General features: G+C 58.6%; 27 protein-coding genes and 1 other RNA gene. 13 read left to right on the forward strand and 15 right to left on the reverse strand.

Translation table 11 applies throughout. The features are described 5' to 3' along the window. From MYY08_RS10850 to uxaC, 3 genes are all read right to left on the reverse strand, one after another. On the reverse strand, nt 1-1,011 hold a 1,011-nt coding region (locus tag MYY08_RS10850; RefSeq protein WP_288014127.1), incomplete at its 3' end, for a UxaA family hydrolase. Nucleotides 1,012-1,023: 12 nt separating this feature from the next. Next, the gene (locus MYY08_RS10855; RefSeq protein WP_038624001.1) at nt 1,024-2,469 is read right to left on the reverse strand and encodes a tagaturonate reductase; all 1,446 of its coding nucleotides are present in this window, start codon (nt 2,467-2,469) and stop codon (nt 1,024-1,026) included. Nucleotides 2,470-2,483: 14 nt separating this feature from the next. Further along, a complete protein-coding gene (gene uxaC, locus MYY08_RS10860; protein WP_038623999.1) occupies nt 2,484-3,893 on the reverse strand; it encodes a glucuronate isomerase in 1,410 nt (469 codons plus the stop codon). Nucleotides 3,894-4,313: 420 nt separating this feature from the next. On the opposite strand from uxaC, the gene MYY08_RS10865 reads away from it, so the two are divergent. The 10 genes from MYY08_RS10865 to MYY08_RS10910 all read left to right on the forward strand — a co-directional run bounded on the left by MYY08_RS10865 (nt 4,314) and on the right by MYY08_RS10910 (nt 11,254). Beyond that, complete coding sequence (locus MYY08_RS10865) at nt 4,314-5,621, forward strand: MFS transporter (protein WP_038629866.1); 1,308 nt, start codon at nt 4,314-4,316, stop codon at nt 5,619-5,621. A 211-nt stretch (nt 5,622-5,832) separates the two neighbouring features. Further along, entirely contained in the window at nt 5,833-6,603 is a 771-nt protein-coding gene (gene exuR, locus MYY08_RS10870; protein ID WP_038623997.1) for a transcriptional regulator ExuR, read from the forward strand. 336 nt (nt 6,604-6,939) lie between these two features. After that, a complete protein-coding gene (locus MYY08_RS10875) occupies nt 6,940-7,617 on the forward strand; it encodes a DedA family protein (RefSeq protein WP_038623995.1) in 678 nt (225 codons plus the stop codon). Beyond that, nucleotides 7,617-7,997 (forward strand): EnvZ/OmpR regulon moderator MzrA, encoded by a 381-nt coding sequence (gene mzrA / locus MYY08_RS10880; RefSeq protein ID WP_038629865.1) that lies wholly within the window; start codon nt 7,617-7,619, stop codon nt 7,995-7,997. Before MYY08_RS10875 ends, mzrA begins: the two co-directional genes overlap by 1 nt. A 188-nt stretch (nt 7,998-8,185) precedes the next feature. Then, a complete protein-coding gene (locus MYY08_RS10885; RefSeq protein ID WP_144380538.1) occupies nt 8,186-8,557 on the forward strand; it encodes a DUF1090 domain-containing protein in 372 nt (123 codons plus the stop codon). Nucleotides 8,558-8,599: 42 nt separating this feature from the next. After that, the gene (locus MYY08_RS10890; RefSeq protein ID WP_038623991.1) at nt 8,600-8,905 is read left to right on the forward strand and encodes an ElaB/YgaM/YqjD family protein; all 306 of its coding nucleotides are present in this window, start codon (nt 8,600-8,602) and stop codon (nt 8,903-8,905) included. A gap of 2 nt (nt 8,906-8,907) precedes the next feature. Next, nucleotides 8,908-9,306, forward strand: a complete 399-nt coding sequence (locus MYY08_RS10895; protein ID WP_174705323.1) for a phage holin family protein — start codon at nt 8,908-8,910, stop codon at nt 9,304-9,306. Next, nucleotides 9,303-9,590 (forward strand): YqjK-like family protein, encoded by a 288-nt coding sequence (locus tag MYY08_RS10900; protein ID WP_038623989.1) that lies wholly within the window; start codon nt 9,303-9,305, stop codon nt 9,588-9,590. The genes MYY08_RS10895 and MYY08_RS10900 overlap by 4 nt, the downstream gene beginning before the upstream one ends. A gap of 205 nt (nt 9,591-9,795) precedes the next feature. Next, the gene (locus MYY08_RS10905) at nt 9,796-10,188 is read left to right on the forward strand and encodes a DoxX family protein (RefSeq protein ID WP_038629862.1); all 393 of its coding nucleotides are present in this window, start codon (nt 9,796-9,798) and stop codon (nt 10,186-10,188) included. 70 nt (nt 10,189-10,258) lie between these two features. Then, on the forward strand, nt 10,259-11,254 hold the full coding sequence (locus MYY08_RS10910; protein ID WP_288014133.1) for a glutathione S-transferase family protein: 996 nt from the start codon (nt 10,259-10,261) through the stop codon (nt 11,252-11,254). A 24-nt stretch (nt 11,255-11,278) separates the two neighbouring features. Here MYY08_RS10910 and MYY08_RS10915 read toward each other — a convergent pair whose 3' ends face one another. Beyond that, nucleotides 11,279-12,178 carry a LysR family transcriptional regulator gene (locus MYY08_RS10915; RefSeq protein WP_038623985.1) on the reverse strand — a complete coding sequence of 300 codons (900 nt, stop codon included), beginning with the start codon at nt 12,176-12,178 and terminating at the stop codon, nt 11,279-11,281. Between the two features lie 135 nt (nt 12,179-12,313). Between MYY08_RS10915 and MYY08_RS10920 the strand changes: the two genes are divergently transcribed. Next, nucleotides 12,314-13,018 carry a pirin family protein gene (locus tag MYY08_RS10920; RefSeq protein ID WP_190296228.1) on the forward strand — a complete coding sequence of 235 codons (705 nt, stop codon included), beginning with the start codon at nt 12,314-12,316 and terminating at the stop codon, nt 13,016-13,018. Nucleotides 13,019-13,056: 38 nt separating this feature from the next. Here the strand turns inward: MYY08_RS10920 and dolP are convergent, their stop codons facing one another. From dolP to MYY08_RS10940, 4 genes are read right to left on the reverse strand one after another with little or no spacing between them, the layout of a single operon-like run. Next, complete coding sequence (gene dolP / locus MYY08_RS10925) at nt 13,057-13,629, reverse strand: division/outer membrane stress-associated lipid-binding lipoprotein (protein ID WP_038623981.1); 573 nt, start codon at nt 13,627-13,629, stop codon at nt 13,057-13,059. A 13-nt stretch (nt 13,630-13,642) separates the two neighbouring features. Further along, complete coding sequence (gene diaA / locus MYY08_RS10930) at nt 13,643-14,230, reverse strand: DnaA initiator-associating protein DiaA (RefSeq protein WP_038623979.1); 588 nt, start codon at nt 14,228-14,230, stop codon at nt 13,643-13,645. A gap of 14 nt (nt 14,231-14,244) precedes the next feature. Continuing rightward, on the reverse strand, nt 14,245-14,640 hold the full coding sequence (locus tag MYY08_RS10935) for a YraN family protein (RefSeq protein ID WP_038623977.1): 396 nt from the start codon (nt 14,638-14,640) through the stop codon (nt 14,245-14,247). Continuing rightward, on the reverse strand, nt 14,598-16,688 hold the full coding sequence (locus MYY08_RS10940; RefSeq protein WP_288014137.1) for a penicillin-binding protein activator: 2,091 nt from the start codon (nt 16,686-16,688) through the stop codon (nt 14,598-14,600). Before MYY08_RS10940 ends, MYY08_RS10935 begins: the two co-directional genes overlap by 43 nt. Nucleotides 16,689-16,749: 61 nt before the next feature. Here MYY08_RS10940 and rsmI point away from each other — a divergent pair, with 61 nt between their 5' ends. Continuing rightward, a complete protein-coding gene (gene rsmI / locus MYY08_RS10945; protein WP_038623973.1) occupies nt 16,750-17,613 on the forward strand; it encodes a 16S rRNA (cytidine(1402)-2'-O)-methyltransferase in 864 nt (287 codons plus the stop codon). A gap of 32 nt (nt 17,614-17,645) precedes the next feature. Next, nucleotides 17,646-18,024: RNase P RNA component class A (rnpB, locus tag MYY08_RS10950), an RNA gene on the forward strand. Nucleotides 18,025-18,067: 43 nt separating this feature from the next. Here rnpB and MYY08_RS10955 read toward each other — a convergent pair. The 7 genes from MYY08_RS10955 to MYY08_RS10985 are packed head-to-tail and all read right to left on the reverse strand — an operon-like array spanning nt 18,068 to nt 25,673. Further along, on the reverse strand, nt 18,068-19,978 hold the full coding sequence (locus MYY08_RS10955) for a BglG family transcription antiterminator (protein WP_084970343.1): 1,911 nt from the start codon (nt 19,976-19,978) through the stop codon (nt 18,068-18,070). Nucleotides 19,979-20,036: 58 nt separating this feature from the next. Further along, nucleotides 20,037-21,182 carry a lactonase family protein gene (locus MYY08_RS10960; RefSeq protein WP_416339861.1) on the reverse strand — a complete coding sequence of 382 codons (1,146 nt, stop codon included), beginning with the start codon at nt 21,180-21,182 and terminating at the stop codon, nt 20,037-20,039. Nucleotides 21,183-21,212: 30 nt separating this feature from the next. After that, nucleotides 21,213-21,953 carry a 2-dehydro-3-deoxy-phosphogluconate aldolase gene (dagF, locus tag MYY08_RS10965; protein WP_038623967.1) on the reverse strand — a complete coding sequence of 247 codons (741 nt, stop codon included), beginning with the start codon at nt 21,951-21,953 and terminating at the stop codon, nt 21,213-21,215. Continuing rightward, the gene (locus MYY08_RS10970) at nt 21,950-23,071 is read right to left on the reverse strand and encodes a DgaE family pyridoxal phosphate-dependent ammonia lyase (RefSeq protein ID WP_288014140.1); all 1,122 of its coding nucleotides are present in this window, start codon (nt 23,069-23,071) and stop codon (nt 21,950-21,952) included. The genes dagF and MYY08_RS10970 overlap by 4 nt, the downstream gene beginning before the upstream one ends. Further along, complete coding sequence (locus tag MYY08_RS10975; protein WP_038623963.1) at nt 23,055-24,188, reverse strand: amidohydrolase/deacetylase family metallohydrolase; 1,134 nt, start codon at nt 24,186-24,188, stop codon at nt 23,055-23,057. The genes MYY08_RS10970 and MYY08_RS10975 overlap by 17 nt, the downstream gene beginning before the upstream one ends. A 49-nt stretch (nt 24,189-24,237) precedes the next feature. After that, nucleotides 24,238-24,882, reverse strand: a complete 645-nt coding sequence (locus tag MYY08_RS10980) for a DUF4310 family protein (protein WP_038623961.1) — start codon at nt 24,880-24,882, stop codon at nt 24,238-24,240. A 14-nt stretch (nt 24,883-24,896) separates the two neighbouring features. Next, nucleotides 24,897-25,673, reverse strand: a complete 777-nt coding sequence (locus MYY08_RS10985) for a DUF4311 domain-containing protein (protein ID WP_084970345.1) — start codon at nt 25,671-25,673, stop codon at nt 24,897-24,899. Nucleotides 25,674-25,702 lie beyond the last annotated feature (29 nt).

Raw genomic sequence — 25,702 nt, forward strand, 5'->3', positions numbered from 1 at the left:
CTGATGGGCGATAAAGTAGCGTTTGAAATCGTTGATCATCGCCACCGTTTTTTCGAAGGTAGACTCATCGCGGCAGCGGCTCATCAGAATACGCTCGGCGCCGAACATCTCCGGCACTTCAGTCAGCACCGTGGTGCCTCCGTTGGCAATCATCCGGTCGGAAAAGCGGCCCAGCATCGGATTGGCGGTGATGCCGGAGAAGCCGTCCGATCCGCCGCACTCCAGGCCGAACTTCAGCTCGCTCAGGCGTCCCGGCTCGCGCCGGTCATGACGCATTTTCTCATAAAGCTGGTGCAGGCGCGTCAACCCCGCTTCGACCTCATCTTCTTGCTGTTGACAGATCATAAAGCTGACGCGATCGCTGTCGTAGTCGCCCAGCGTTTCACGGAAGGTATCCACCTGATTGTTCTCGCAGCCGAGCCCAATCACCAGCACCGCGCCAGCGTTAGGGTGACGCACCATATTTTGCAGCATGGTGCGGGTATTCTCATGATCCTGGCCCAGCTGCGAACAGCCGAACGGATGACTGAAGAGATGCACGCCGTCGATATCCGTGGCGTCATTGGTTTCACGCAGAAAGCGTTGCAGGATCTGACGCGCGATGCCATTGACGCAGCCTACGGTCGGCAGAATCCACAGCTCATTGCGGATGCCCACTTCGCCGTTGGCCCGACGATAGATCTGTACGTCACGATCGGCGGCCTGCGGCGGCAATGTCAGAAAATCGGGCTGGTACTGATACTCATCCAGATCGCTGAGGTTGGTGCGCGCATTCTGGGCATGGACATGCTCGCCGACATCAATCGTCTGCGTGGCGTGACCGATCGGCAGTCCGTACTTGATGATATGTTCATTGACCGCAATGGGCCGCAGCGCGAACTTGTGCCCGCGACCAATCGGCTGACGCAACGTGACCATCACGCCATCAAGCGTCAATATGCTGCCCTCATCCAGATCGCTGAGCGCGACGGCGACGTTGTCGCGCGGCGCGATTTTAATTGCCTGTTGCATAGCCGCTGTTCCTCATTTTGGTATAGCCGCCCGCATTCCCTGAGCGGTGATGGTTTGCAGGTGTGCGGCAACGGCGTCAACCAGTCCTGGCAGCTGACTCAGATCCTGTTGCCAGTGTTGTGCATCGCTCAACACGGCGGCGACCAGCTGTCGCAGCGAGATGGCGCCCTGCGCCTGCTGCGGCCAGAGCGTAGCGAAGCGATCCAGCCACTGCGCGTCATCCTGTAGCGCCCAGGCCTCGCCGTCGCGCTCGCCGCGATAGTATGCCAGCAGCGCCGCCAGCGCGAAGGTGATGCGTGTCGGCCACTGCCCGGTTTGCTGATGCCCGGCCAGCAGCTGCGGCAGCAGGCGCGTGCGGAACTTGGTCATGCTGTTCAGCGCGATGGCAGAGAGCTGATGACGAATAAACGGATTGCGGAAGCGCCCCAGCACCGCATCGGCGAAGCGGTGCAGATCTTCCGCCGGCAGATCGAGCGTCGGGATCACCTCCTGACGCAGCAGAGCGTCGACGAAGCTGGCGATCTCTGCGTCATTCATCGCTTCCCCGACGGTCTCCAGGCCGGAAAGCCAGGCGACCGGCACCATCGCGGTGTGCGCGCCGTTGAGAATGGCGACCTTCTGCTCTTTCCACGGCTTGATGTCATCCACCAGGCGGATATTAAGTGGCAGCGCGTTCAGCCGCAGCTCGTCGGCGACCTGCTGCGGCCCCTGAATCACAAACTGGTAAAAGACCTCGCCCGCCACCAGCAGCGGATCGCGGTAGCCAAGCTGAGCGAAGATCTCCTCAGCGTCCTCTTTCGGATAGCCGGGTACAATGCGATCCACCAGCGTGTTGCAGAAGATGTTGTGTTGCACGATCCAGTCGCTAAAGGCTGACGGCAGCTGCCAGAGCTGCGCATAGCGCAGCACCATCTCGCGCAGCGTATCGCCGTTGTCATCGATCAGCTCGCAGGGCAGCAGGATCCAGCCTTTATCCGCCGCGCCGGAAAAGTGCTGCCAGCGCGCCCACAGCAGCTGGGTCAGCTTGCCGGGGAAAGATCGCGCCGGGCGATCGTCCGGCCGATCCTCGGCGTTGAAAGCGATGCCCGCCTCGGTGGTGTTGGAGAACATAAAGCGGATCTGCGGATCGCGCGCCAGCGCGATAAACGGCTCAAATTGCTCCCAGGGCTGGATCTCTTCGTTAACCGACCGAATCAGCCGTGGCTCGCTAACCACCTCGCCCTGTGCGTTCAGGCCACGGATTAGCGCGGTGTAAAGCCCGTCCTGATGATTGAGCGAATAGTCCACGCGCCGATTAAGCGGTCGAATCACCGTGACGCCCGCATCCAGGCCGCCGTGAACATTGAGCAGATCGATCTGCCAGTCGATAAAGGCGCGCAGAAAGTTGCCCTCGCCGAACTGAATAATGCGGGTGGGGTATTGCGGTCCCGGAAAAGCGGCGCGGTTAAGGGTTTGCATGCATTTTCCTCGGATTAAAGCTCAATGCCGAAATAGTCGCGGGCATTATTGAAGCAGATGTTCTGCACCATGTTGCCCAGCAGATCGATATCCGCCGGCGCCTCGCCGTTCTCTACCCAGCGTCCAATCATCTGGCAGAGCAGCCGACGGAAATATTCGTGACGGGTATAGGAGAGGAAGCTGCGGCTGTCGGTGAGCATGCCGACGAAGCGGCTTAACAGGCCCATCTGCGCCAGCTGGGTCATCTGGCGCTGCATGCCGTCCAGCTGATCGTTAAACCACCATGCGGAACCGAACTGCATTTTGCCCGGCTCGCCTTCGCCCTGGAAATTGCCCGCCATCGTCGCCAGTACTTCGTTATCGCGCGGGTTCAGGCAGTAAAGGATGGTTTTCGGCAGCGCGTTGTCGCGATTCTGCGCGTCCAGCAGGCGCGCCAGCGGTTCCGCCAGTGGGCGGTCGTTAATAGAGTCGAAGCCGACATCCGGGCCCAGCAGCTGCAGCTGACGACGGTTGTTATTGCGCAGCGCGCCGATATGGTACTGCTGCACCCAGCCGCGTCGGGCGTATTCCGCACCCAGCCAGACCAGCACTGCGGTTTTAAACTGCGCAGTTTCATGTTCGGAAGGCGCGTTGCCCTGAAGCCGGTTCGCCAGAATCTGATCCAGCGCGGCGTCGTCCGCTTCGGCGTACAGCACGACATCCAGCGCGTGATCGGAAACCTTACAGCCGTGCGCGGCGAAATGGTCGAGCCGTTTGCTCAGCGCGCGCCGCAAATCGTCGAAGCGACGAATATCCACGTCCGCTACCGCGCCAAGCTTGTTCATATACTCCGCGAACCCTTCCGCCTCGATATTGAACGCCTTATCGGGACGCCAGCTCGGCAGCACCTTAATGCTGAAGCTGGCATCCTGCGCCAAACGCTGATGGTGCTGTAAATCGTCGATCGGATCGTCGGTGGTGCCCACCATGCGCACATTCATCTGCTGCATGATGCCGCGCGCGCTGAACGCGTCCTGCGCCAGCAGCTCGTTGCACGCGTTCCAGATGCGATCGGCGGTTTTTTCCGACAGCAGCACGTCGGTGATGCCGAACGGGCGGCGCAGTTCAAGATGCGTCCAGTGATAAAGCGGGTTGCCGATGGTATGCGGGACGGTGCGTGCCCAGGCGTTGAATTTTTCACGATCGCTGGCGTCGCCGGTGCAAAGCGCTTCCGGCACGCCGTTCGCGCGCATCGCACGCCATTTATAGTGGTCGCCCTTAAGCCAGATGTCGTACAGATTTTTAAAACGATAGTTTTCCGCGATCTGCTGCGGCGGCAGGTGGCAGTGATAATCGAAAATCGGCTGATCGGCCGCGTAGTCGTGGTAAAGACGGCGGGAAAATTCGGTGTCGAGCAAAAAATCTTCGGTCATAAAACGGGACATTCCGGTCTCCTCTTGCATGAACGGCGCAGATGCATCCACCTGATGGCGAAAAGTTATCATACCAATTTGCGGCGGCGCAGCGATTATTTTGCGATACAGCTCACATATCAGACAACTTTGTCCGGCTAATACTGCTGCCTGTCGCCCTGCAAACCAGTAAAAACCTGACATTTAGTGATTTTTATTATCCCATATCGCAAAAATGGTTTTTGTGATGGCATTCAACTTTTAAATCGGTATGACAAGTTATCGTCTGCCGGTCAGAATTTACTGAACGAATGTTTTTTAAAGGCAAGGAATAAAAAACGGGCGCTCGCAGCACCGGGTTCACAGATGCTCTCTGTCAGCCTTGGTCAGCAGGCAGCCCCGCATAACAACAACAGCGGCACGGGCCGCATACAGAACTGGAAGAGGTATGACATGCGTAAAATAAAAGGGCTACGCTGGTATATGATCGGTCTGGTGACCATCGGTACCGTGCTGGGTTACCTGACGCGCAACGCCATTGCCGTTGCCGCGCCTACGCTCCAGGATCAGCTTCACATTACCACCCAACAATACTCCTATATCGTCGCCGCTTACTCGGCCTGCTATACCATCATGCAGCCGGTCGCGGGTTATGTTCTTGATGTTCTCGGCACCAAAATTGGCTATGCGATGTTCGCCATCCTTTGGGCGGTCTTCTGCGCCGCCACCGCGCTGGCGGGCAGCTGGGGCGGCCTGGCGATTGCGCGCGGCGCGGTCGGCGCGGCGGAAGCCGCGATGATCCCTGCCGGCCTGAAAGCCAGCAGCGAGTGGTTCCCGGCGAAAGAGCGTTCCATCGCCGTGGGCTATTTCAACGTCGGCTCCTCTATCGGCGCTATGGTCGCGCCGCCGCTGGTGGTCTGGGCCATCGTCGCCCACAGCTGGGAAATGGCATTTATCATCACCGGCGTCCTCAGTATGATTTGGGCGGTTTGCTGGCTGATCTTCTATAAACATCCTAAAAAGCAGACCAGGCTGAGCGAGGAAGAACGCGACTACATTCTTTCTGGTCAGGAAGCGCATCATCAGGTCAGCAACGGCAAGAAAATGAGCGCTGGTCAGATCCTGCGTAACCGCCAGTTCTGGGGCATCGCCCTGCCGCGCTTTCTCGCCGAGCCAGCCTGGGGCACTTTTAACGCCTGGATCCCGCTGTTTATGTTTAAGGTCTATGGCTTTAACCTGAAAGAGATCGCGATGTTCGCCTGGATGCCGATGCTGTTCGCCGATCTCGGCTGCATCGTCGGCGGCTATCTGCCCCCGCTGTTCCAGCGTATCTTCGGCGTTAACCTGATCGTTTCGCGTAAGCTGGTGGTCACCATGGGCGCGGTGCTGATGATCGGCCCTGGCACCATCGGTCTGTTCACCAGCCCTTACGTGGCGATCGGTCTGCTCTGCATCGGCGGTTTTGCGCATCAGGCGCTGTCCGGTTCGCTGATTACGCTTTCCTCCGATGTTTTTGGTCGTAATGAGGTGGCGACCGCCAACGGTCTGACCGGCATGGCGGCCTGGACCGCCAGCACCCTGTTCGCGCTGGTGGTCGGGGCGCTGGCCGACACGCTGGGCTTCAGCCCGTTGTTCGCCGCGCTGGCGGTGTTCGATCTGCTGGGCGCGGTGGTCATCTGGACGGTGCTGAAAAACAAACCGGTTTCCGAATTACAGCAGGAGCAGGTTGCGTCCGTCGCCGGCGCGCCGGTTCGCAGCTAAACTCTCCAGCAGGCGTGTTAAGGCGCGCCTGCTTTCTGACGCTTTTCCCCTCTTTATCCTCTGTCCCGCATTCTCTTTTAACGTTATCCTCTGCGAGCAGCAGAAGTGCGTCTTCCCTCGCATTTCCTGTGGACCACACGCCACAACCATTGGCCCGGCGTTCGGTAAGTGGTATAACAACTTCAAGAATTTCTCTGCTATGGATTTGCCTATGGATATCAGCGAACCACGTCGTCTTTATCAACAGCTGGCCTCAGAGTTAAAAACCCGCATTGAGGCGGGTCAGTATCGGGTGGGCGATAAACTGCCTGCCGAACGCCTGATTGCCGAAGAGATGCAGGTTAGCCGCACCGTGGTGCGCGAAGCGATCATCATGCTCGAAGTGGAAGGCTATGTTGAGGTGCGCAAAGGCTCCGGCATTCATGTGATTTCCAATCAGCAGAGTCATCGCGTCGTCACCGACAGCCAGCTGGAGTTCGCCAACTTCGGCCCGTTTGAACTGTTGCAGGCGCGCCAGCTGATTGAAAGCAATGTGGCGGAGTTCGCCGCCACGCGCGTAACACGCCAGGATATCGTGCAGCTGATGGAGATTCAGGAGCAGGCGCGTAAAGAGGATCGCTTCCGCGATTCAGAGTGGGACATGCGCTTCCATGTAAAAATCGCCATGGCGACGCAGAACAGCGCGCTGGCCGCCATCGTCGAAAAGATGTGGCTGCACCGTATGCACAACCCCTACTGGCTGAAGCTGCATGAACATATTGACGAGCGCTCGATCGGCAGCTGGTGCAGCGATCACGACGCCATACTGAAAGCGCTGATTCGTAAAGATCCCGCAGCCGCTAAGCTGGCGATGTGGCAACATCTGGAAAATACGCGTCAGATGTTGTTTAACGCCACCACTGACGATTTTGAATTTAATGTAGATCGCTATATGTTCGCTGAAAATCCGGTTATTTTACCCGATCCCACCTCTTCCCGTTAAAAACAGGCGCTTTGGCTAACAAAGCGTCTAAAGTCAGCAAACTTACTTTAGTGTCAGCCTGTGTAAAACTCCTTTCTGCTAATAATTTTCAACGGTAAAAATCTCATCCTGTGCTAACTTTCCCTGTCTCGTATCTGTGGATTTTGTTACAGTTATCCGCCTTTTCTTACCGTTTCGCAGAGGGAAAGAGGAACGCGTCGTTTTTTTACGCCATTCCGGCAGAAAGCAAGTACCCGGCCTGTGATAGCGGCGACTACACTAAACAAAAACCGCCTGCCCGCTGTCCCGGCCAGTCACCGATGAGCCGGCGTTACCAATGAAGTTCAGGAACATTGAATGGATATTTTAAAAGCGTTGTTGCAAGCCTTATGGCAACAAGATTTTGAAACCCTGGCCGATCCGACGCTGGTCTGGGCGATATATGGTGTGCTGTTTATGATCCTGTTTCTGGAAAATGGCCTGCTGCCTGCCGCCTTTCTGCCTGGCGACAGCCTGCTGATTTTAGTCGGCGTGCTGATCGCGAAAGGCACGATGAATTTCCCGCTTACCCTGTTTATTCTCACTACCGCCGCCAGCCTCGGCTGCTGGGTCAGCTATATTCAGGGCAAATGGCTGGGCAATACGCCTACGGTGCAAAAGTGGCTGTCGCACCTGCCCGCGCAGTACCATCAGCGCGCGCACCAGTTGTTTCACCGCCACGGCCTCTCGGCGCTGTTAATCGGCCGCTTTATCGCTTTTGTGCGCACGCTGCTGCCGACCATCGCCGGTCTTTCCGGTCTCAGCAATACCCGTTTTCAGTTCTTCAACTGGATGAGCGGCTTTCTGTGGGTGTTGATTTTGACGGTAATGGGCTTTGCGCTGGGCAAAACGCCTATTTTCCGCCGTTATGAAGATGAGTTGATGTTCTGCCTGATGCTGCTGCCGCTGGTGCTGCTGGTGGTGGGACTGTTCGGATCGCTGCTGGTGCTGTGGCGTAAACGCCAGGCCAACAGCAACCAAAAAGGTCAGTCATGATGCGCTGGCTGCAACCTCTTCTGCGCCAGCCGCTGCGCTGGCTGCTGGCCGGTCTGCTGGCGATTCTCGCCTTCGCCATCGTTCCCGCGCTGTTTCGTCATGAAAATGCGCTGCTGATCCGCGCCGCTCATCAGGGCGTCACGCTGCCGGACGGTTTTTACGTCTGGCAGCAGCTCAACGCCTTAGGCATTCAGGTAAAAAGCATTACTCCGGCTCAGGACTCGCTGGTGCTGCGTTTTGAATCGCAGGAGCAGAGTCAGGCGGCACAGCGCGCGCTGCATAAAATTCTGCCCCACGGTTTTGATATCGCGCAGCTGGAAAACGGCACTGGCAACGGCTGGCTGAATAAAATTTCGCTGCGTCAGCAGTCGGTTGGCTGATTTCACTCAGCCGGCGCGCCTTTTCGCCCTCAGAACATTCCTTCTTCGCCAACACTTTTTGAGCTTTCGCTAAAGAGTGTCTATTCTTACAAAAGGTTATAAAGCGGCATGGTTGCCAGCCTTATAATCGCTGCATCGATACCGTTCACAGGGAGCGGCTGAATTTAACAATGGAAGGTCATTATCAGATGAAATTTCGTACCTCGCTTTTTCTGGCGCTCGTTTCTTTTTCAGGTTTTGTACAGGCGGCTGGCCCGCTCTGTATGCAGAAAGAGAAGACGATAGAGCAAGAAATCGCGGCTGCCAAACAACATGATAATCAACGCCGGGTGAACGGCCTGGAACGCGCCCTGACTGAAGTGCAGGCCAACTGCAGCGATGAAAAGCTGAAGGCGGCGCATCAGGAGAATATCAAGGCTAAGCAGCGTGAAGTGGCCGAGCGTGAACAGGATTTAAAAGATGCCCAGGAAGATGGCGATAAAGAGAAAATCGCCAAACGCCAACGCAAACTACAGGAAGAGCGCGAAGAGCTGAAAGCGCTACAGTCAGCGCCCTACTAATCCATTTACAGCGTACATTGCCTGAGAATAAAGGAGTGTTTCATGTCAAAAGATACTACGTCAGAACACCTGCGCGCCGAGCTGAAAAACCTGGCGGATACGCTGGAAGAGGTGCTGAGCCACTCTACCGATAAATCGAAATCCGAACTGGACAAGCTGCGTAGCAAAGCGCGCGCCGCGCTGGACGAATCGCGCCTGCGCCTGGGCGAAACCGGCGATCGCCTGTCGCAGACCACCCGTGAAGCGGTGGGCCGCGCTGACGATTACGTGCGTGAAAACCCATGGCACGGCGTCGGCATCGGCGCAGCCGTGGGTCTGGTGCTTGGCATGCTGGTTTCGCGTCGTTAATTATGGCCCATTCTCAGCAAAGCCAAGGCCCGGGCAAAGGGGTCATAAACATCGGACAGCGTCTTGTTACTACGCTGGTTGGCATGGTAGAAACCCGTGTGCGCCTGGCAGTGGTCGAGCTGGAAGAGGAAAAGGCGAATCTGATACAGATGCTGTTGATGACTGGCCTGACGATGCTGTTCACCGCGTTTGGGCTGATGAGCCTGATGGTACTGGTGATTTGGGCCGTTGACGCGCAGTACCGCCTGATGGCGATCGGCATCACGACCGGCGTGCTTTTCCTACTGGCGCTAATTTTCGGCCTGTGGACGTTGCGTAAATCACGCAAATCCACATTGCTTCATCATACGCGCAAGGAGCTCGCTTCCGATCGTCAGATGCTGGAGGATCGCCATCCATGAACCGTGCTGACCGTGAGCAACGTAAAGCGGATCTGTTGATCGCCATTCACCAGCAGCGCCTCGATCTTAGCGCGGCCCGACGTGACTGGCTGTTGGAAACCGCCCGCTACGATCGCGGTTGGATGACGCTGTTAAGCCTGCGCAGCTATATCGCCATCGGCAGCAGCGCGCTGGCGGTCTGGTCGGTACGCAATCCTAACTTCCTTATGCGCTGGGCCAAGCGCGGCTTCGGCATCTGGAGCACCTGGCGTCTGGTAAAAGCCAACCTGCCGCAAAAGCATTAACGCCTCTCTGACTGCCCTGTTTAACGCGGGGCAGCCACCATCAATTTTATTGAATTTCTTTGACAGTTTATCTCGCTTACATATCTTGCGCACTCCGCCTATTATCCTCCTCAGTTAGCAAACACGGCGCCTAATAGCCCGTTACCACTGAATTTAATTGCTCAGACGCGCTTCGTTTGCAGCAAACCAACACTGGGGAAAGATGATGAAAAAATTAGAAGATACTGGTCTGCTGGTCGCACGCATTTTAATGCCGATCCTTTATATCGTTTCCGGCTGGGGCAAAATCAGCGGCTATGACGCCACGGCGCAGTACATGCAAGCGATGGGCGTACCCGCGTTTATCCTGCCGCTGGTTATTTTGTTGGAGCTCGGCGGCGGCCTGGCGATTCTGTTCGGCTTCCTGACGCGCTTTACCGCCCTCTTCACTGCGCTCTTCACGTTGCTGACGGCCTTCCTGTTCCACAGCAACTTCGCGGAAGGAGTGAACTCGATTATGTTTATGAAAAACGTGACGATGGCGGGCGGCTTCCTGCTGCTGGGCATCACCGGGCCAGGCGCTTACAGCATCGACCGCCTGCTGGGTAAAAAGTGGTAAGCGGTTGCTATACTCAATAACAAAAGGGCGAGGATGATTCCATTCTCGCTCCTTTCATTTTGGAGGAGTTATGGGACAACTGATTGACGGCGTCTGGCAGGATACCTGGTATGACACAAAATCGACCGGCGGCCGCTTTAAGCGATCTGAATCCGCCTTTCGTAACTGGGTGACGGCTGACGGCAGCGCCGGGCCGACCGGCAAAGGGGGCTTCCCCGCCGAGCGCGATCGCTACCATCTCTATGTCTCGCTTGCCTGTCCCTGGGCGCACCGTACGCTGCTGATGCGTCAGTTGAAGGGGCTGGAGCAGATGATTTCTGTATCAGTGGTGCATCCGCTAATGCTGGAAAACGGCTGGACCTTCGCCACCGATTTTCCTGCGGCGACCGGCGACGATCTCTACCAGCACGATTTTCTCTATCAGCTTTATCAGCACGCCGATGCGCAGTACAGCGGCCGCGTGACCGTTCCGGTGCTGTGGGATAAGCAGCAGCAGACGATCGTCAGCAACGAGTCCGCCGATATCATTCGCATGCTGAACTCCGCGTTTGACGCGGTGGGCGCGCGCGCCGGCGATTACTACCCTGTCGCCCTGCGTGAAAAAATCGATGAGCTTAACGGCTGGATCTATGACACGGTCAATAACGGCGTCTATAAGGCGGGCTTCGCCACCTCGCAGGCGGCCTACGAGGAAGCGGCGACCGCGCTGTTCCAGTCGCTGAACCGTCTGGAGCAGATCCTCGGCCAGCATCGCTGGCTGGCCGGCAACCAGCTCACCGAGGCGGATCTGCGCCTGTGGACCACGCTGGTGCGTTTCGATCCGGTTTACGTTACCCATTTTAAATGCGACCAGCAGCGTATCGGCGATTACTTAAACCTGAACGGCTTCCTGCGCGACATCTGGCAGATGCCCGGCATCGACGAAACGGTAAACCTTGAGCATATTCGCCATCATTACTATCGCAGCCATAAAACCATCAATCCCAGCGGCGTTATCTCCCTTGGCCCGGCGATAAACTGGGATGAACCGCACGGGCGCGACGAACGCTTCCCGGAATCGGTTTAACGGCATAGAGCGGGTAACCGCCGGTTACCCTTTTCTTCCCAGCAGGCGCGGGATCTCACGCAGGCACCAGGCTTTCGCCTCGCCCATGCTGTCGCGCCGCCAGGCCATGATAATATCGATCTCGCTCGTGGTTTCCGGGCTGACGACGCGCAGACGCCCTTCGGCGATGTCCCGCTCCACCATCGGATAAGGCATGCTCGCCACGCCCAGCCCGGCCAGCAGCGCACGCCGCTTATCATCCATACTGCTCAGCGTCAGGCGCTGCTGCTTGTCCAGCAGTTGTACCGTCAGCACCGGCCTTTCACGCGCGGTATCCGCTACCGCGATGCCGCGATATTTCACGCGCGTCGCCTCCGACAGCGGCTCCGGCTCCTGATGGATCGGGTGATCCGGGCTGGCGACAATCACGCTCATAATGCTGTAGAGCTTGCGGGTGTTGATTTCTGTCGAGGCGCGGAAATGCAGATCGGGCGCCACCACAATGTCGGCGCGCCCCTGCTCCAGCCGCTCCCACGCGCCCGCCAGCACTTCGGTGATCAGCGAGATTTGCGTATTGGCCTTCTCAGAGAGTTTTTCCACCAGCGGGAAAAGCGATTCGGTAGGCACCAATGCTTCGGTCACAATCGTCAGGTGTGTTTCCCAGCCGCGCGCCAGCGCTTCCGCGTCGGTAGTCAGCTTATCAGCCGCTTCCAGCAGCACCCTGCCGCGCTCCAACAGCATGCGTCCCACGTTGGTGAATTTGGTGCGATGGCCGGAACGGTCGAACAGCACCACATCCAGCTCCTCTTCCAGCTTCTGCATGGTGTAGCTCAGCGCCGACGGCACGCGTCCCAGTTCATCCGCAGCGGCCGCAAAGCTGCCGCGCCGATCGATAGCATCCATCACGCGTAATGCTTCGAGGGTTAAAGCCCTATCTTTTGCCATAGCGCGTCTCTGTCAGTAATTTTGAATATGCCTGGCAGATTAACTGGCTAACAATCCGCCGTCCAGATATTTACCATGGAAACCTGAGCGGCCCGCTGGTGGTAAAGGCTGGCGCTGATGGGAGGTAATATAACTATGATGACGTCACGCACCGCGCAACAGTGCGGCCACGCGGATTACGGCTGGCTGCAGGCGCGCTATACATTTTCCTTTGGGCACTACTTTGATCCGAAACTTTTAGGGTACGCGTCGCTGCGCGTGCTGAATCAGGAAGTGCTGGCGCCCGGCGCCGCCTTTCAACCACGCACCTACCCGCAGGTGGATATCCTTAATCTTATCCTACAGGGCGAAGCGGAATACCGCGACAGCGAAGGCAACTACAGCCGCGCGGCAAGCGGCGAGGCGCTGCTGCTCGCCACCCAGCCCGGCGTTACGTACAGCGAGCTGAACGTAAGCAAGGAAGCGCCGCTGACGCGCATCCAGCTCTGGCTCGACGCCTGCCCGACGCGGGAAAACCCGCTGGTGCAGCAAATGTCGCTGGGGAAGGAGGAGACGCATCAGCTTATCGCTTCGCCCGACGGCGAAAAAGGCAGTTTGCAGGTGCGTCAGCAGGTCTGGATACATCATATTCAGCTGGCGCCCGGCGAACGCTGGCAGCAGCCGCTGCGGGGCTCGCGCGCCTGGTTGCAATCGATCCACGGCGCTTTTCAGGCGCTGACGGCGAACGGCGAGCGGGAGGAACTGGGCTGCGGCGACGGGGCTTTTATTCGTGATGAGGCCAGCCTCTGCATAGAGGCGCAAACGCCGCTGCGCGCGCTGGTGGTCGATCTGCTGGCGTAATAAAAAAACGGGGCGGCGCTGAGGCCGCCCCTGAAGCGTTATTTTAGAATAGTAAAGGCAGTGGTGACATGCTTCACCCCGCTCACCCGGCTGGCGATATCCGCCGCCGCGCTGGCTTCCGCCTGCGTCACCAGCCCCAGCAGAAACACCTCGCCGTTCTCGGTGGTGACCTTCACGTTGGAGGATTTCACCTGATCGCTGCCCAGCAGCTGAGAACGCACTTTGGTGGTGATCCAGGTATCGGACGACGCGGTGCCCAGCGTCACTTTCGGCCCCTGACGTATTTCGTTATAGACCTCCGTCGCGCCATCCACGCCGACCGCGATCTGCTTCGCGCGCTCCGCCACTTCGCTGCTCGGCGCCTGGCCGGTCAGCAGCACTTTGCCCTGATAGGCAGTGGCGACGATATGCGCGTCGTTTTTAATCTGCTGATCTTTCGCCAGCGCATTGCTAACGCGCAGCTCCAGCGTGCCGTCATCCACCTGAGTGCCGACGGTGCGCGGATCGGTCGCCGTCTTGGTGGCAACAGCCGCGCTGCCCACCACCACGGCGGCGCAGCCCTGTAATACCAGGGCGGCAAGAATCACTGCCAGTGCTGATAATGCCTTCATTGCATCTCCTTATTTATTCCTGGTGTGGAAACAGAGTGTTATCAATCAAATCACACAGGCAGTTCACGGTAAGCATATGCATTTCATGAATCCTGGCGCTTCTGTGTGATGGAATGCGAATCTCCACATCCTGCGGTCCCAGCAGGCCGGCCAGCTCGCCGCCGTCATAACCGGTCAGGGCGATAATGGTCATATCGCGCGTGACCGCCGCCTCGACTGCTTTAACGATATCCCGGCTGTTGCCGCGGGTTGAAATCGCCAGCAGCACATCGCCCGTCTGCCCCAGCGCGCGCACCTGTTTGGCGTAGACTTCGTTATGCAGCCGGTCGTTGCCGATGGCGGTCAGCAGCACATTATCCGCGTTCAGCGCCAGCGCCGGCAGGCTGGGACGCTCCGCTTCATAACGGTTAATCATGCTGGCGGCGAAATGCTGCGCATTGGCTGCCGACGTGCCGTTGCCGCAACAGAGGATCTTGTTGCCGTTCAGCAACGATTGCACCATGGCGATCGCCGCGCGGGAAATCGCGTCGGGCAACGCCTCCGCAGCGGCGATCTGCGTTTGTATACTCTCAGTAAAACAGGCTTTAATTCTTTCCAGCACACTACCACCTGGTTCTAATTGTGGGCTTGAAACGCATCGGGCAGCCATGACAGCTGCTGCCCGGTAATGGCGACCACGTCGAAACGACAGTCAACCGTATCAAAACTGGCGTTGCGCGCCGCCAGCCACAGGGCCGCGCTGCGCAACAGCTTCTGCTGCTTGCGCCAGGTGATGCTCATCGCCGCGCCGCCAAAACGCGCGTCGCGACGGTAGCGTACCTCGACGAAGACCCACTGTCGCCCGTCACGCATAATCAAATCAAGCTCGCCAACACGATATCGCACGTTGGCGGCGACGAACACCAGCCCTTTCTGCTCCAGATAACGCCGCGCCATCAGTTCATAGCGCGCGCCCTTTTGCTGACGGCTTAGCTGGCCGGGACCACCTGTCCCTGACGATACTGGCTCCATGTCAACTTCCTGTTGATGACGCAATCCTGCGTGGCGCTCAGCTGCCCGGTGTTGCCGTCGATATGGAAACCGGGCATCTGACGCATTTCGCTGAAGTGGTTAGCCAGCGTCCAGGCGTCAATGCCCATCGCATAGAGGCGAACCAGCGAGTAATCGTTGTTGAAGCTACGCGCCGCCTGCTGCATCAGCCCCGGATTGGCGCCCGACAGCAGCGGAATATCGCTAAACTGCAAGCCTTCCATCTCCAGACGGAAATCGGGGCCCGCGCCCGCCTGGAAACTACGGGAGCTGGCATAGAGCGCCACGTTGCTGCGGCTGCTGACGCGCATGGCGATCATCGGCTTGATCAGTTGCAGTTCGCTCTGCGTCGCCACGATATAGACCGCGTCCACGCTGCCGCCGCTGCTGGCGGCCGCTTCCGTCGGCGCGCTGCTCTGCGGCGCCGGGATAGTCAGGCCAGCGATGGTCACGCCCTGCGGCTCGCTGGGCGCGGCGGCGACCGGCGTGCCGCTCAGGCTAATGCCTGCGCCGCTGTTGATGCCTTGCTTCAGCTCGGCGGTGGAGCCAAACGACTGTTGCAGCACCGTGCCGCCGCCCAGCGTTTGCCACTCCTGCGCAAAGGCTTTGCTGACGCGATCGCCCAGCGAGCTGCGCGGCACCAGCATCAGCGGCATGCGTTTGCCCTGCTGCCAGATATGATGCGCGGCGTCTCGCGCTTCGTCTTCAGGAGAAAGCGCAAAGTAGCAAAGATTCGGATGGTTCTGGATCGTTTCCGGCTCGTTAAGCGCCAACACGTTCAGCGGCGTCGAAGCGTCCGCTACCTGCTGCACGCTGCTTTTCAGCAGCGGGCCGACCACCAGCGTCGCGCCATCCTGCTGCGCCTGCACAAGCACCTGCTGAATCGGCTGAGAGCTGGTGTCGTAAACTTTGACTTCGGCATTGCTGGCCGGCGCGGTGGAGACCGATGCTGGCGTCGGCGCGGCGGCCTGCGGCTGAGCGTCAGCGTTATCTGCTGGCACGGCGGAAGGACTGACCACGGCGTTAGCGTCGGCGTTCTGCGTATCGCTCGCCGGGGCGGCCACGTTCTGGGCGTTATCTGCCGCGCCTGCACCGCTTTGCGCATCGCCGCTCGCCAGCGAGACCGGATTCTGCGCGCTGCCGATCGCAGAGGCAGGCGCCGCGTTCAACAGGCCGTTTTTCGCGTCGTTGAAACCTTTCTGGATTGCGCTGGCGAAGACCTGCGCCTGGCCGCTTAACGGCAGCAGCAGCGCGATCTTGCCGGTAGAGGCTGGCTGGAAGTTCTGCACCTGCCCCAGCGCGGTGGGCAGCGTTTTCGCTGCGGGATTCTGCGGATAACGCGTCTGCCAGTCGCTAATGCCCGCTTTCAGCATATCGGGATCGGTGCGGTTCGCTTTATAGATGCTAAGCAGATCGAGCCAGCCCTGCAGCGTATTTTCATCGGCGTTAATCACCAGGCTGCTCATCTGCTCCGGCGGCAACTGTTGCAGCGCCTGCCAGGTGGCGTCGATATTATCCTGCTGCGCTTTATCGCTCAATAGCGGCTCCTGGGCGATCAGCGCGCGCACCAGATCGAGCGAAGGGCGTCCCTGGCTGGCGGCTATTTTCAGGCCGTAATAACGCTGCTGCTGATCTTTCGACATCGCGGCGGGATCGAGCTTCGCCAGAATCTCCTGCGCGGTGGCGATATCCTGGCCGCCGAGGCGCAGCTGCGCGGTCAATAGCTGCAGCTCAAGACGCTGCACGTCGCTCAGCTGTTGCGGAAGCTGGCTCATCTGCTGGTTTGCCTGGGGATACTTCCCTTCATTCAGCAATGCACGTATCGCAAGTAATTGCCAGTCAGCCTTGTTATCATCTGGGCTTTGCTGCACCTGCTGCAGATAATAGTCGGATGTGCCCGTTGCCGGTCCTTGCACGTTTACCGCGGGAGCCTGCGGCCCCTGGCCGGTACAGGCCGCCAGAATCAGGCCAGCCAGCAGAACAGGCACAAAGCGTCCTGCTTTTTTTCGAACGACTTTTGAAGGAAGCATACTGTATCCAGTAAGTTTTTTTCAGGATGCTCAATATTAAATCGGCAATTCGGATGAAACAATGAAACAACACGATCGGGCAGAGATTTCTGCCAGCACGCTCTATATCGTTCCTACTCCGATAGGCAACCTGGGCGACATCACCCAGCGGGCGCTGACGGTGCTTACGAGCGTCGATCTGGTGGCTGCGGAAGATACACGTCATACCGGACTGTTGCTACAACATTTCGCCATCAATGCGCGACTGTTCGCATTACACGATCATAATGAACAGCAAAAAGCGGAGCTGCTGCTGAGCAAGCTGCAGGAAGGCCAGAGCATTGCGCTGGTCTCCGACGCCGGTACGCCGCTGATTAACGATCCTGGCTATCATCTGGTGCGCCGCTGCCGCGAGGCGGGCGTGCGCGTGGTGCCCCTGCCCGGCCCCTGCGCCGCTATCGCCGCGCTGAGCGCCGCCGGTCTGCCCTCCGATCGCTTCTGCTACGAAGGCTTTCTGCCTGCGAAAAGCAAGGCGCGCTGCGATACCCTGCGCGCGCTGGCGCAGGAGACGCGCACGCTGATTTTCTATGAATCCACGCATCGTCTGCTCGACAGCCTGCGCGACATGGTCAGCGAGCTGGGCGCCGATCGCTACGTAGTGCTGGCGCGCGAGCTGACCAAAACCTGGGAGTCGATTCACGGCGCGCCGGTAGCGGAGCTGGTGGCCTGGATTGAAGAAGACGAAAATCGTCGTAAAGGCGAGATGGTGCTGATTGTCGAAGGGCATCACGCCGATGAAGAAGCGCTGCCGGCCGAGGCGCTGCGCACGCTGGCGCTGCTGCAAAAAGAGCTGCCGCTGAAAAAAGCCGCCGCGCTGACCGCGGAAATTCACGGCGTGAAGAAAAACGCGCTCTATAAATATGCGCTCGAACAGCAAGAAGGATGACAAAGCGGTCAGAATGACCTATTATCCGCGCCGAAGCTGACCAGACAGTCGCCGCTTTGTCGTCGTCCTCCTTCGGGGGGAGACGGGCAAAGGGGAGGAAAGTCCGGGCTCCATAGGGCAGGGTGCCAGGTAACGCCTGGGAGGCGCAAGCCTACGACCAGTGCAACAGAGAGCAAACCGCCGATGGCTCATTCGTGAGTACAGGTAAGGGTGAAAGGGTGCGGTAAGAGCGCACCGCGCGGCTGGCAACAGTTCGTGGCACGGTAAACTCCACCCGGAGCAAGGCCAAATAGGGGTTCACATGGTACGGCCCGTACTGAACCCGGGTAGGCTGCTTGAGCCAGTGAGCGATTGCTGGCCTAGATGAATGACTGTCCAAGACAGAACCCGGCTTACCGGTCAGCTTCACTCTTTAAAAAACCCCGCTTCGGCGGGGTTTTTACTTTCCTCAGCGCTACAGTCGGCTCAGACAGTCGAGCGCCACCGCTTTAAAGCTGTCAAAATCACTGCTGTCGCGCAGACGCGTCATGGCGCGTTCGCGCATAAAGGTGACGAACAGATCGTAAATCGCCATCGCTTCTTCATAGTCATCCTTGCTGATGGCCAGCAGGAAAATAACATATGCCGTCTCATCGCCCCAGGCGATGCCGTGCGGCGCCAGTACGGTATACACCACGCTTTTTTTCGCCAGCAGGCCCAACGAGTGCGGCAGCGCTATTCCCTCGCCCAACATCGTGCTGAGGATCGCCTCGCGTTCCTCAACCGAGGAGTAAAACGTCTCATCAACGAAGCCTTCCTGCTCAAGCTGCTGGCACAGCAGGCGGAACAGCTGCGTCTGATCCATCGGCCTGTCGATAATGCGGAAATGCCGATCGTCGAAGAACTTTTCCAGCATATAGGGTTTAGTCCGATCCACCAGTACCAGCTTGCCGAGCTGCTCCAGCTGGTAATCAGTAGGAAACGGCGACATCACCACTACCGGTTTCCCCTTTTCGCTGAGCCGCACGGTGGATATGACGAAATCTTCTTCAATCGTCGCCTGCGCTTCATATTCCCGCAGCGAGATAATGCGCGTCACCACAAGTTGCGGATATTTGCGCAGCAGCATCGCCTGGATCATGCGCACGGTAGAGTTGCCGGTATCGCACACCAGCAGCACTTCAGGATGGCGCTCGTAGCCCACGTTATAGTGACGCTCCAGCCCTACGCCGATATGCAATACCAGAAAACCGATCTCATTTTCGCTGATGACATAAGGGGTATATTTGCTCCAGCTGGAGACCGCCGCCAGCGTGACGTCGTATGCCATCGGATAGTGCTGCTTAATATTAGAAAGCAGCGGGTTCGGGATGGTTATCTGGTAACGCACACGGGTAATCATGGTCTTGATGTGCGTTAGCAGATCGGCGCGCAGCTGCTGATCGTCCTGCAGATTGTAGTTGTAGTGGGTATTGATGTAGCTGAGGATATAGTCCACCAGCGAATCGCCGTCATCGGCGCTGATGGCGCTGGGCGCAATCTCCTCAACGCGGCGCGCGGCGATATTCAGGCGCAGCCAGGCCTCTTCCGCCGGCGCGATCGCCTTACCGGCTATCGGCCGCATCAGGTTGATGATATGGCGCGCTGCTTCGTACACATCCTTATCCACCTCCTCGGCGCTAAAGTCGGAAAGCGGATAGCCTTCGCTAATGCGGCGCACCGCCACCGCGCAATAAAGCCGCAGATAGAGTTCGCCCTCATCGGTCATACGAATATTAAAGCGCGCGAAACAGTGTTGCAGCAGCGGTTGAAGCGTCAGCAGCATGCCGCTGTTCAACGCCTCCATTTGCAGCAGCGGGCTTTCGCTGTTTTCCTGCGCAATCTGATACAGCAGGTCGGTCAGACAGGTACGAATCGCCATCTCGCTGCCGAACAGCTTCATGCCATAGCGCGGGCGCGCCTCAATCGTCAGCTGATAGCGGCTAAGCCACTCCCGCACCTCGGCCATATCGCTTTGCAGCGTGGCGCGGCTGACAAACCACTCCTCCGCCAGATCTTCCAGCTTAATGGCCCAGGCGGAGGTCAGAAAACGCGTCAGCAGATAGTGTATTCGCTCGTTCGACGTGCGCGGCACGCGCAGCCGCGACGGCGTTTGCTGACGCAGCCGCTGGTAGCGCGCCGGATCGTGAATGCGTAGCTGATAGCCTTCGCCGCGGCTGAGAACAAACAGCGCGCCATGTTCAGCCAGCATCTCATTCAGCATGTTGATGTCGGTGCGCACGGTGCGCGTAGAGACGGAAAAACGCCGCGCAAGCTCATCCTGCGGCAGCGTTTCGCTTTGCAGCGTATCAAACAGTTGCGCCAGTCGCTGGTTTGGAAATCTCACGGCAGCTCTCCCCTGCTGGCAGCGCCGATGCGCTGCAAATGAATCTGTCAGCTTACCATCAGGGCGCGATCACCATCTGTGATGGCGCGCCAATGGCAATATAGTCATCGCTGAAATGGAGCTTCCCGCTCTCCTTGTCCCGCTGGAAACGGGTGATATTATCGCTGCGCTGATTCAGCACATAGAGGGTCTGCTCATCCGGCGAAAGCGTCAAGGTGCGCGGATAGTCGCCGCGCGTCCAGATATGTTCGACCAACGTTAACGCCCCGTCAGCGCCGATTTGAAAATGGGCGATGCTGTTATGCAGCCGGTTCAGGACATAAAGATGCTTTCCGGCCTTATCGATCGCCAACCCTGAAGCGAAGCTGGTGCCTTTATAGCCCGGCGGCAGCGAGGAAACCGTTGCCCCTTCCGCCAGCGCGCCCGTTTCGCCGTTCAGCCGATAGCGGGTCAGCGTCGAAGCCTCTTCATTAATCAGATAAAGCGATTTTCCGTCCGGTGTAAAGACGAAATGCCGCGGCCCGGCGCCTGCTGAAGAGGCGGCGATCCACGGCGGCGTGTTCGGCGTCAGCTTGCCCTGCCGATCGATCCGGTATTGGTAAATACGATCTAACCCTAAGTCGGTGCTGAACACATAGCGGCCGGAAGGATCGCTGGCGATCATATGCGCATGCGGCCCGTTATGATCGCTGATGGCAAAGCTGCCTTCCACGGCGGCCTGTGGCTGCGCGGCGCCGGGCGGCCCCTGATGCTGTTTGCTGTCGCTCGCCGCATCTAGCCCGCCGTCGGCGCGCACCGGCAGCACCGCGATGCTGCCGCTTACGTAGTTCGCCACCAGCAAAAATTTGCCGTCAGGCGTCAGCGAGAGATAAACCGGACCGCTGCCTTCGGCGCTGGCCTGATTAATTTCCGTCAGCCCGCCCACCTTATCCAGCCGGTAAGCGGTAATCGTGCCTGGATCGCTTTCGCTGGCGACATACAGCACGTCGCCCTGCGCGTTGATCGTCAGCTGCGCCGCATCAGGCAGGCGGCTTACTGCGGTTTTGTCATGCAGCGAGCCGTCCGATGCAACGCGAAAGCGATAGACGCCCTCGCCGTGCGGCTGATGGGTGCCGACAAAAGCCCAGGGAGACGCCTCCGCCAGCGGCGCAACGCTGATTAATACCATAAGTGCAGGAAACAGTCGCATCGCTTTTTTCCTCATTTCTGGCGCGTTCGCCGCTGGCGACGCGGGTTAGCCTACCAGTTTTTTAGTGATGGCCAGCAACGTCCTGACATCGTCAGGTCGCGTGTCGCCGGACGCTTTATCAATAATCGAGCTGTAGATATGCGGGATAATTTTGCTGACCCCAGCATCCAGCGCAATCTGCAAAATCGCCTCATAGTTGTCCAGATCGATGCCGCCGGTCGGCTCCAGCCAGAAGTCGTGCTTCGCACAGGCCTGCGCGACCGCCGTAAACTCATCGACCGCCTTCAGGCCGCCCATCGGAAAATATTTAATGGAGCTGCCGCCCATATCTTTCAGCATGGCGATAGCCGTTTCTACCGGCACAATGGCATCCGGCGCCTGCGCGCTCAGCGGGCCGGTTGAGATCTTAACCCTGCCGGGCGTGCCGGTAGGCGATACCAGACCGTTCACCACCGTTTGCTGTTGGCCCAGCAGAGCGCGGCTGGTGGCGACGCCGGTAAAGACCTGGTTAACGTGCTGCGGCTGCACTTCACGGCTGATTTCGCTGACCATCGCCGACTGACGCGGATCGCCGGCGCCAAGGCCGACGGAAAGCGCGTTGTTGATCAGCGCGGCGTATTCACGCATATCTTTCACGGCGTGCTCTACGCTGGCGTAGTTTTTTGACAGCACGCCGACCAGCACGTGACCTTCAGCCGCCTGCCAGATGGCCTGCGCGTTCGCTTTCGATCCTGCCAGTACGTTCAGGCAGACACGGTTTTGATAAAAATCAGGCGTCAGCTTCATGCTTGTTTCGCTCCTGTAATCAGTGCCTTAATGCTAAGGAAAATGGTGTTGAGCTGTTCCGGCGTCACGCTGCGCACGTCCGCTTCGACAATGTCTTCGTTCGCCTTATAACCGCGGAAATAGATGGCGATCGCGCCCTCTTTCAGCGCCTGTACCAGCTCGCCGGTAGTTTGACCGATAGCCGCCTCGTCAAAATGGATCTCCGCGCGGGCGATATCACGGCCCGCGGCGTCCCACACCACGCGCGCGGTCACGCCGGTCAGACCGTTCAGGTTGTCGATAAAGGCGGACATCTTCTCGACCATCTGCGCCCCGCTCTCTTTTTCGCGCGTCAGGTAGTTTTCAATCGCCTGCGTCAGGCCGAGGATACCCTCTTTGCCGACCTTCATCGCCCGGCCAATGCCCGCCGACTGGCGTTTTACCCATTCAACGTACTGATGCTTGCCGACCACCAGGCCGCTGGTCGGCCCTTCGATCGCTTTGGCGCCGCTGTAGATCACCAGATCGGCGCCCTGCTGGTAGTAACGTTGCAGATCTTCTTCCGCCGCGGCGTCGACGATCAGCGGCACGTTATGCTTGCGCGCCACCGACGCCGCCTGCTCAACGCTGAGATGGCTCTTTTGCACGCAGTGGTGCGATTTTATATACATAATCGCCGCGGTTTGCGGCGTCACCGCAGCGGAAAGCTGCTCGGCGGAACATTCGTTGGCGTAGCCCGCCTCAACCAGACGGCCGCCGCCCAGCGCCACCATGGTGCCGACCGGCGCGCCAAAATTAACGTTGTGCCCTTTCGGCAGCACGATTTCATGCGGCACCGTCAGCGCGGCGGTATGCAGATTATCCAGCAGCCAGCGATCGTCTTTCACAATCACCGCCGCTACTGACTGCGCGATGCCCGCAGAGGCGCAGGAGACCACCACGGCGTTTTCCGCGCCGAGCAGACCGGCAATATAGGTGCCGGTTTTATCAACTAAATCTTTGATTTCAAAATAGTGATTCAGGCCATATTTTACCGTATCCACCACATCCGCCGACGGCGTGGAAACCCCCAGAATGGTCATGCGCCCGGAAGCGTTGATCACCTGCTTCAGGCCATACTTTTCATAAATCGAAGACATGATTTGCTTTCCCTTCATCGGTAACCTTCCACTGTCCGGCAACGACCGCCGCCAGCGGCACAAAATGTTGATGGCCCAGTACGCTTTCACCCTCTGAATCATCCAGCGGGCGCACCTCATCGCTAAAGGTAAACAGCGTGAGATCGGCGTCGTAGCCCGGCTCCAGGCGCCCTTTCCGCTTCAGGCGCAACCCTTCCGCCGCCTTCCAGGTCACGCAGTCGATAATCTGCGGCAGCGTCATTCCTACGCTAAAGAATTTCGACATGACGTGCGCCAGGCTTCTCACCGGGCCTTCAATACGGTTGCGGCAGTAAATATCGGAGCTGATGGTGTCGGGCAGGATGCCCTGCGCAATCGCCTGACGCGCCACTTCGAAACTGAAACTGGCGCTGCCGTGGCCGACGTCCAGCCGCACGCCGCGCGCGATCGCCTTTTTCACCGCCAGGCGCAGTTCACCCGCAGGCGTCAAAATACGGTTGGGTTTGCCGTTATAGCAGTGGGTAATAATGTCGCCGGAGGTGAGCAGGTCGGCGATTTCATCGAGATTCGGCGGGTTGTTGCCGATATGCACCATCAGCGGCAGGCCGCCGTTTTCCTGCTGGATCTCTTTGGCCATCTGCAACGGACGGACGCCGTTCTGCCCCACCACGCTGCTGCTGATGCGCGCTTTGATGCCGAGAATAAAACCGGGCAGGCGCTGTAGCGCATCCCTGACGCCGACTTTATCGATCTGGCTTAGATCGGCCAGTTCATTCTGCGTGACGATGCCGGTGCGGGCGATATTCAGCAGCGCGTAAACCTGCGTTTCCGCCTGGCGCGTCAGCTGATAAAAGTCATCGATATCGTCCGCGCCGGTACTGCCCGCATCCACCACCGTGGTGACGCCGGTCGCGACGCCGATGCGATCCGCTTCATCATGATAAATGGGTGATTTCGGGTAGCAGTGAACATGAGAATCGATCCAGCCCGCGCTGACCCACACGGTGCCGTCCAGCACCTTTTCCTGCTTCGCTTCGCCGACAACCTCGCCGACCGCAGCGATTTTTCCGTCCTGAATGGCGATATCGACCAGCCGTTCATCCACCAGTCTGGCGCGACGAATAATCAGATCAAACATGAGAACCTCTCTCTGGCGGGCCTGCTATAACGCGCAGGCCCGCGGTGAATTACAGCGCTACCGGGAAGATCGCGCCCAGCACCATCGCGCCCAGGATGGCGCCGCCGGTGATCGGTTTGTTCCAGAGGTAGAACAGCAGCGCGCCAATCAGCGAACCGAGGCCGATAGGAATGGAGGCACCCATAGCGGAGAGGATGATCAACGGTCCAAGGAAGCGACCGGAGGCGTTGCCCGCGCCCATCATTACGTCCGCCCCGTAGGTGGAGTCGCTCTGATTGATGGTGAATTTACGCGCCAGAATGATCACGTAGCCGATCGCCAGACCGATAACGAGGCCGGTCGCCAGCGACGCGGCGAAATTGGTAACCGGAAATTCAATGCCTGCGCCCAGCAGCAGCGCCGGTACGCCCAGCCCGACGCCGGTCTGGATCGCGCCGCCGATATCAAGAATGCCCACCAGCGAGCCTTCAATGATGCGTGCGAACAGGAAGCTGGCGCCGAAGGCGGCGACCGCGCCGTAAACGCCGGTCTCCATGCCGGAGCGCAGCATCGAGACAAAGGCGACTTCGTTAAACGCACCGATGCCGTAGAGGTAGTACATATGGGTACCGGCGAACACGCCGGCGGACAGCAGGCCGACAAAGATCGGGAAAGACCAGTCCGCGTACCAGAATCCGCTTTTTGTTTCGTTCATCGTTATGCTCCCGATTATTTTCCGCTCAGTCCGTTATGGATCATCTCAAGCCAGTTCGGCGCACCCATATGGAACGATTCCAGCAGCTTAAGATCGAATCCGCGGAAGAAGCCGCTCAGCACGAACAGCAGTACAATAGAGAACATCATCACTTTGGTGACTTTGTTCCAGCCGCTCTCTTCCACGCCTTTGCCGATCAGGATGCCCAGCACCAGACCCGGCACGGCGTTGCCCATAATCAGCTGCGCGAGACCGCCGAAGATGGTGGCCCAGAAGCCCGATTTTTTACCGGCGTCAATCGCCGCCAGCCAGAAGATCACCGGCATCACGGTGTTGACCAGCAGGTTAGCCGCCGGCACCAGCACTTTCACCGCCGTGACCTGCAACGCTTCCGGCACTGCCGACGCGGTGGAATTCAGGAACGCCACTACGAACATGCCGATAAGGCCGCAGGCGATAGCCATTTTTTTCGGATCGTGCAGCGTTTCCGCCACGTTGCGGTTTTTCACCATCAGCGCCGCCGCGCCCCAGTTGGGGATAATGCGGTGATCCACATCCTGCGTGAAGGAGCCAGCCGCAACCGAAGAAGCCCATGCGTTAAAGAAGAAGCCGAGACCAAAAGAGAAGTGAGAGGCGGGATCGCCTTCACAGGAGTTTAATTCGCCCAGTGTTCGAAATGCGCCCATCCCCTGCGAGGTTGGCGCATGAAACATACGCGCGGCGCCGGCGCCAACGCCCACGCCTACCAGCCCGCCGATGACCAGCGACTTAAAGAGAATAATTAAAAACATCAGTCTTTCCTTATGTCTTATCGCCCAAC

This window comes from Mixta sp. (genome assembly GCF_024610815.1).
Classification (GTDB): Bacteria; Pseudomonadota; Gammaproteobacteria; order Enterobacterales; family Enterobacteriaceae; genus Mixta; species Mixta calida.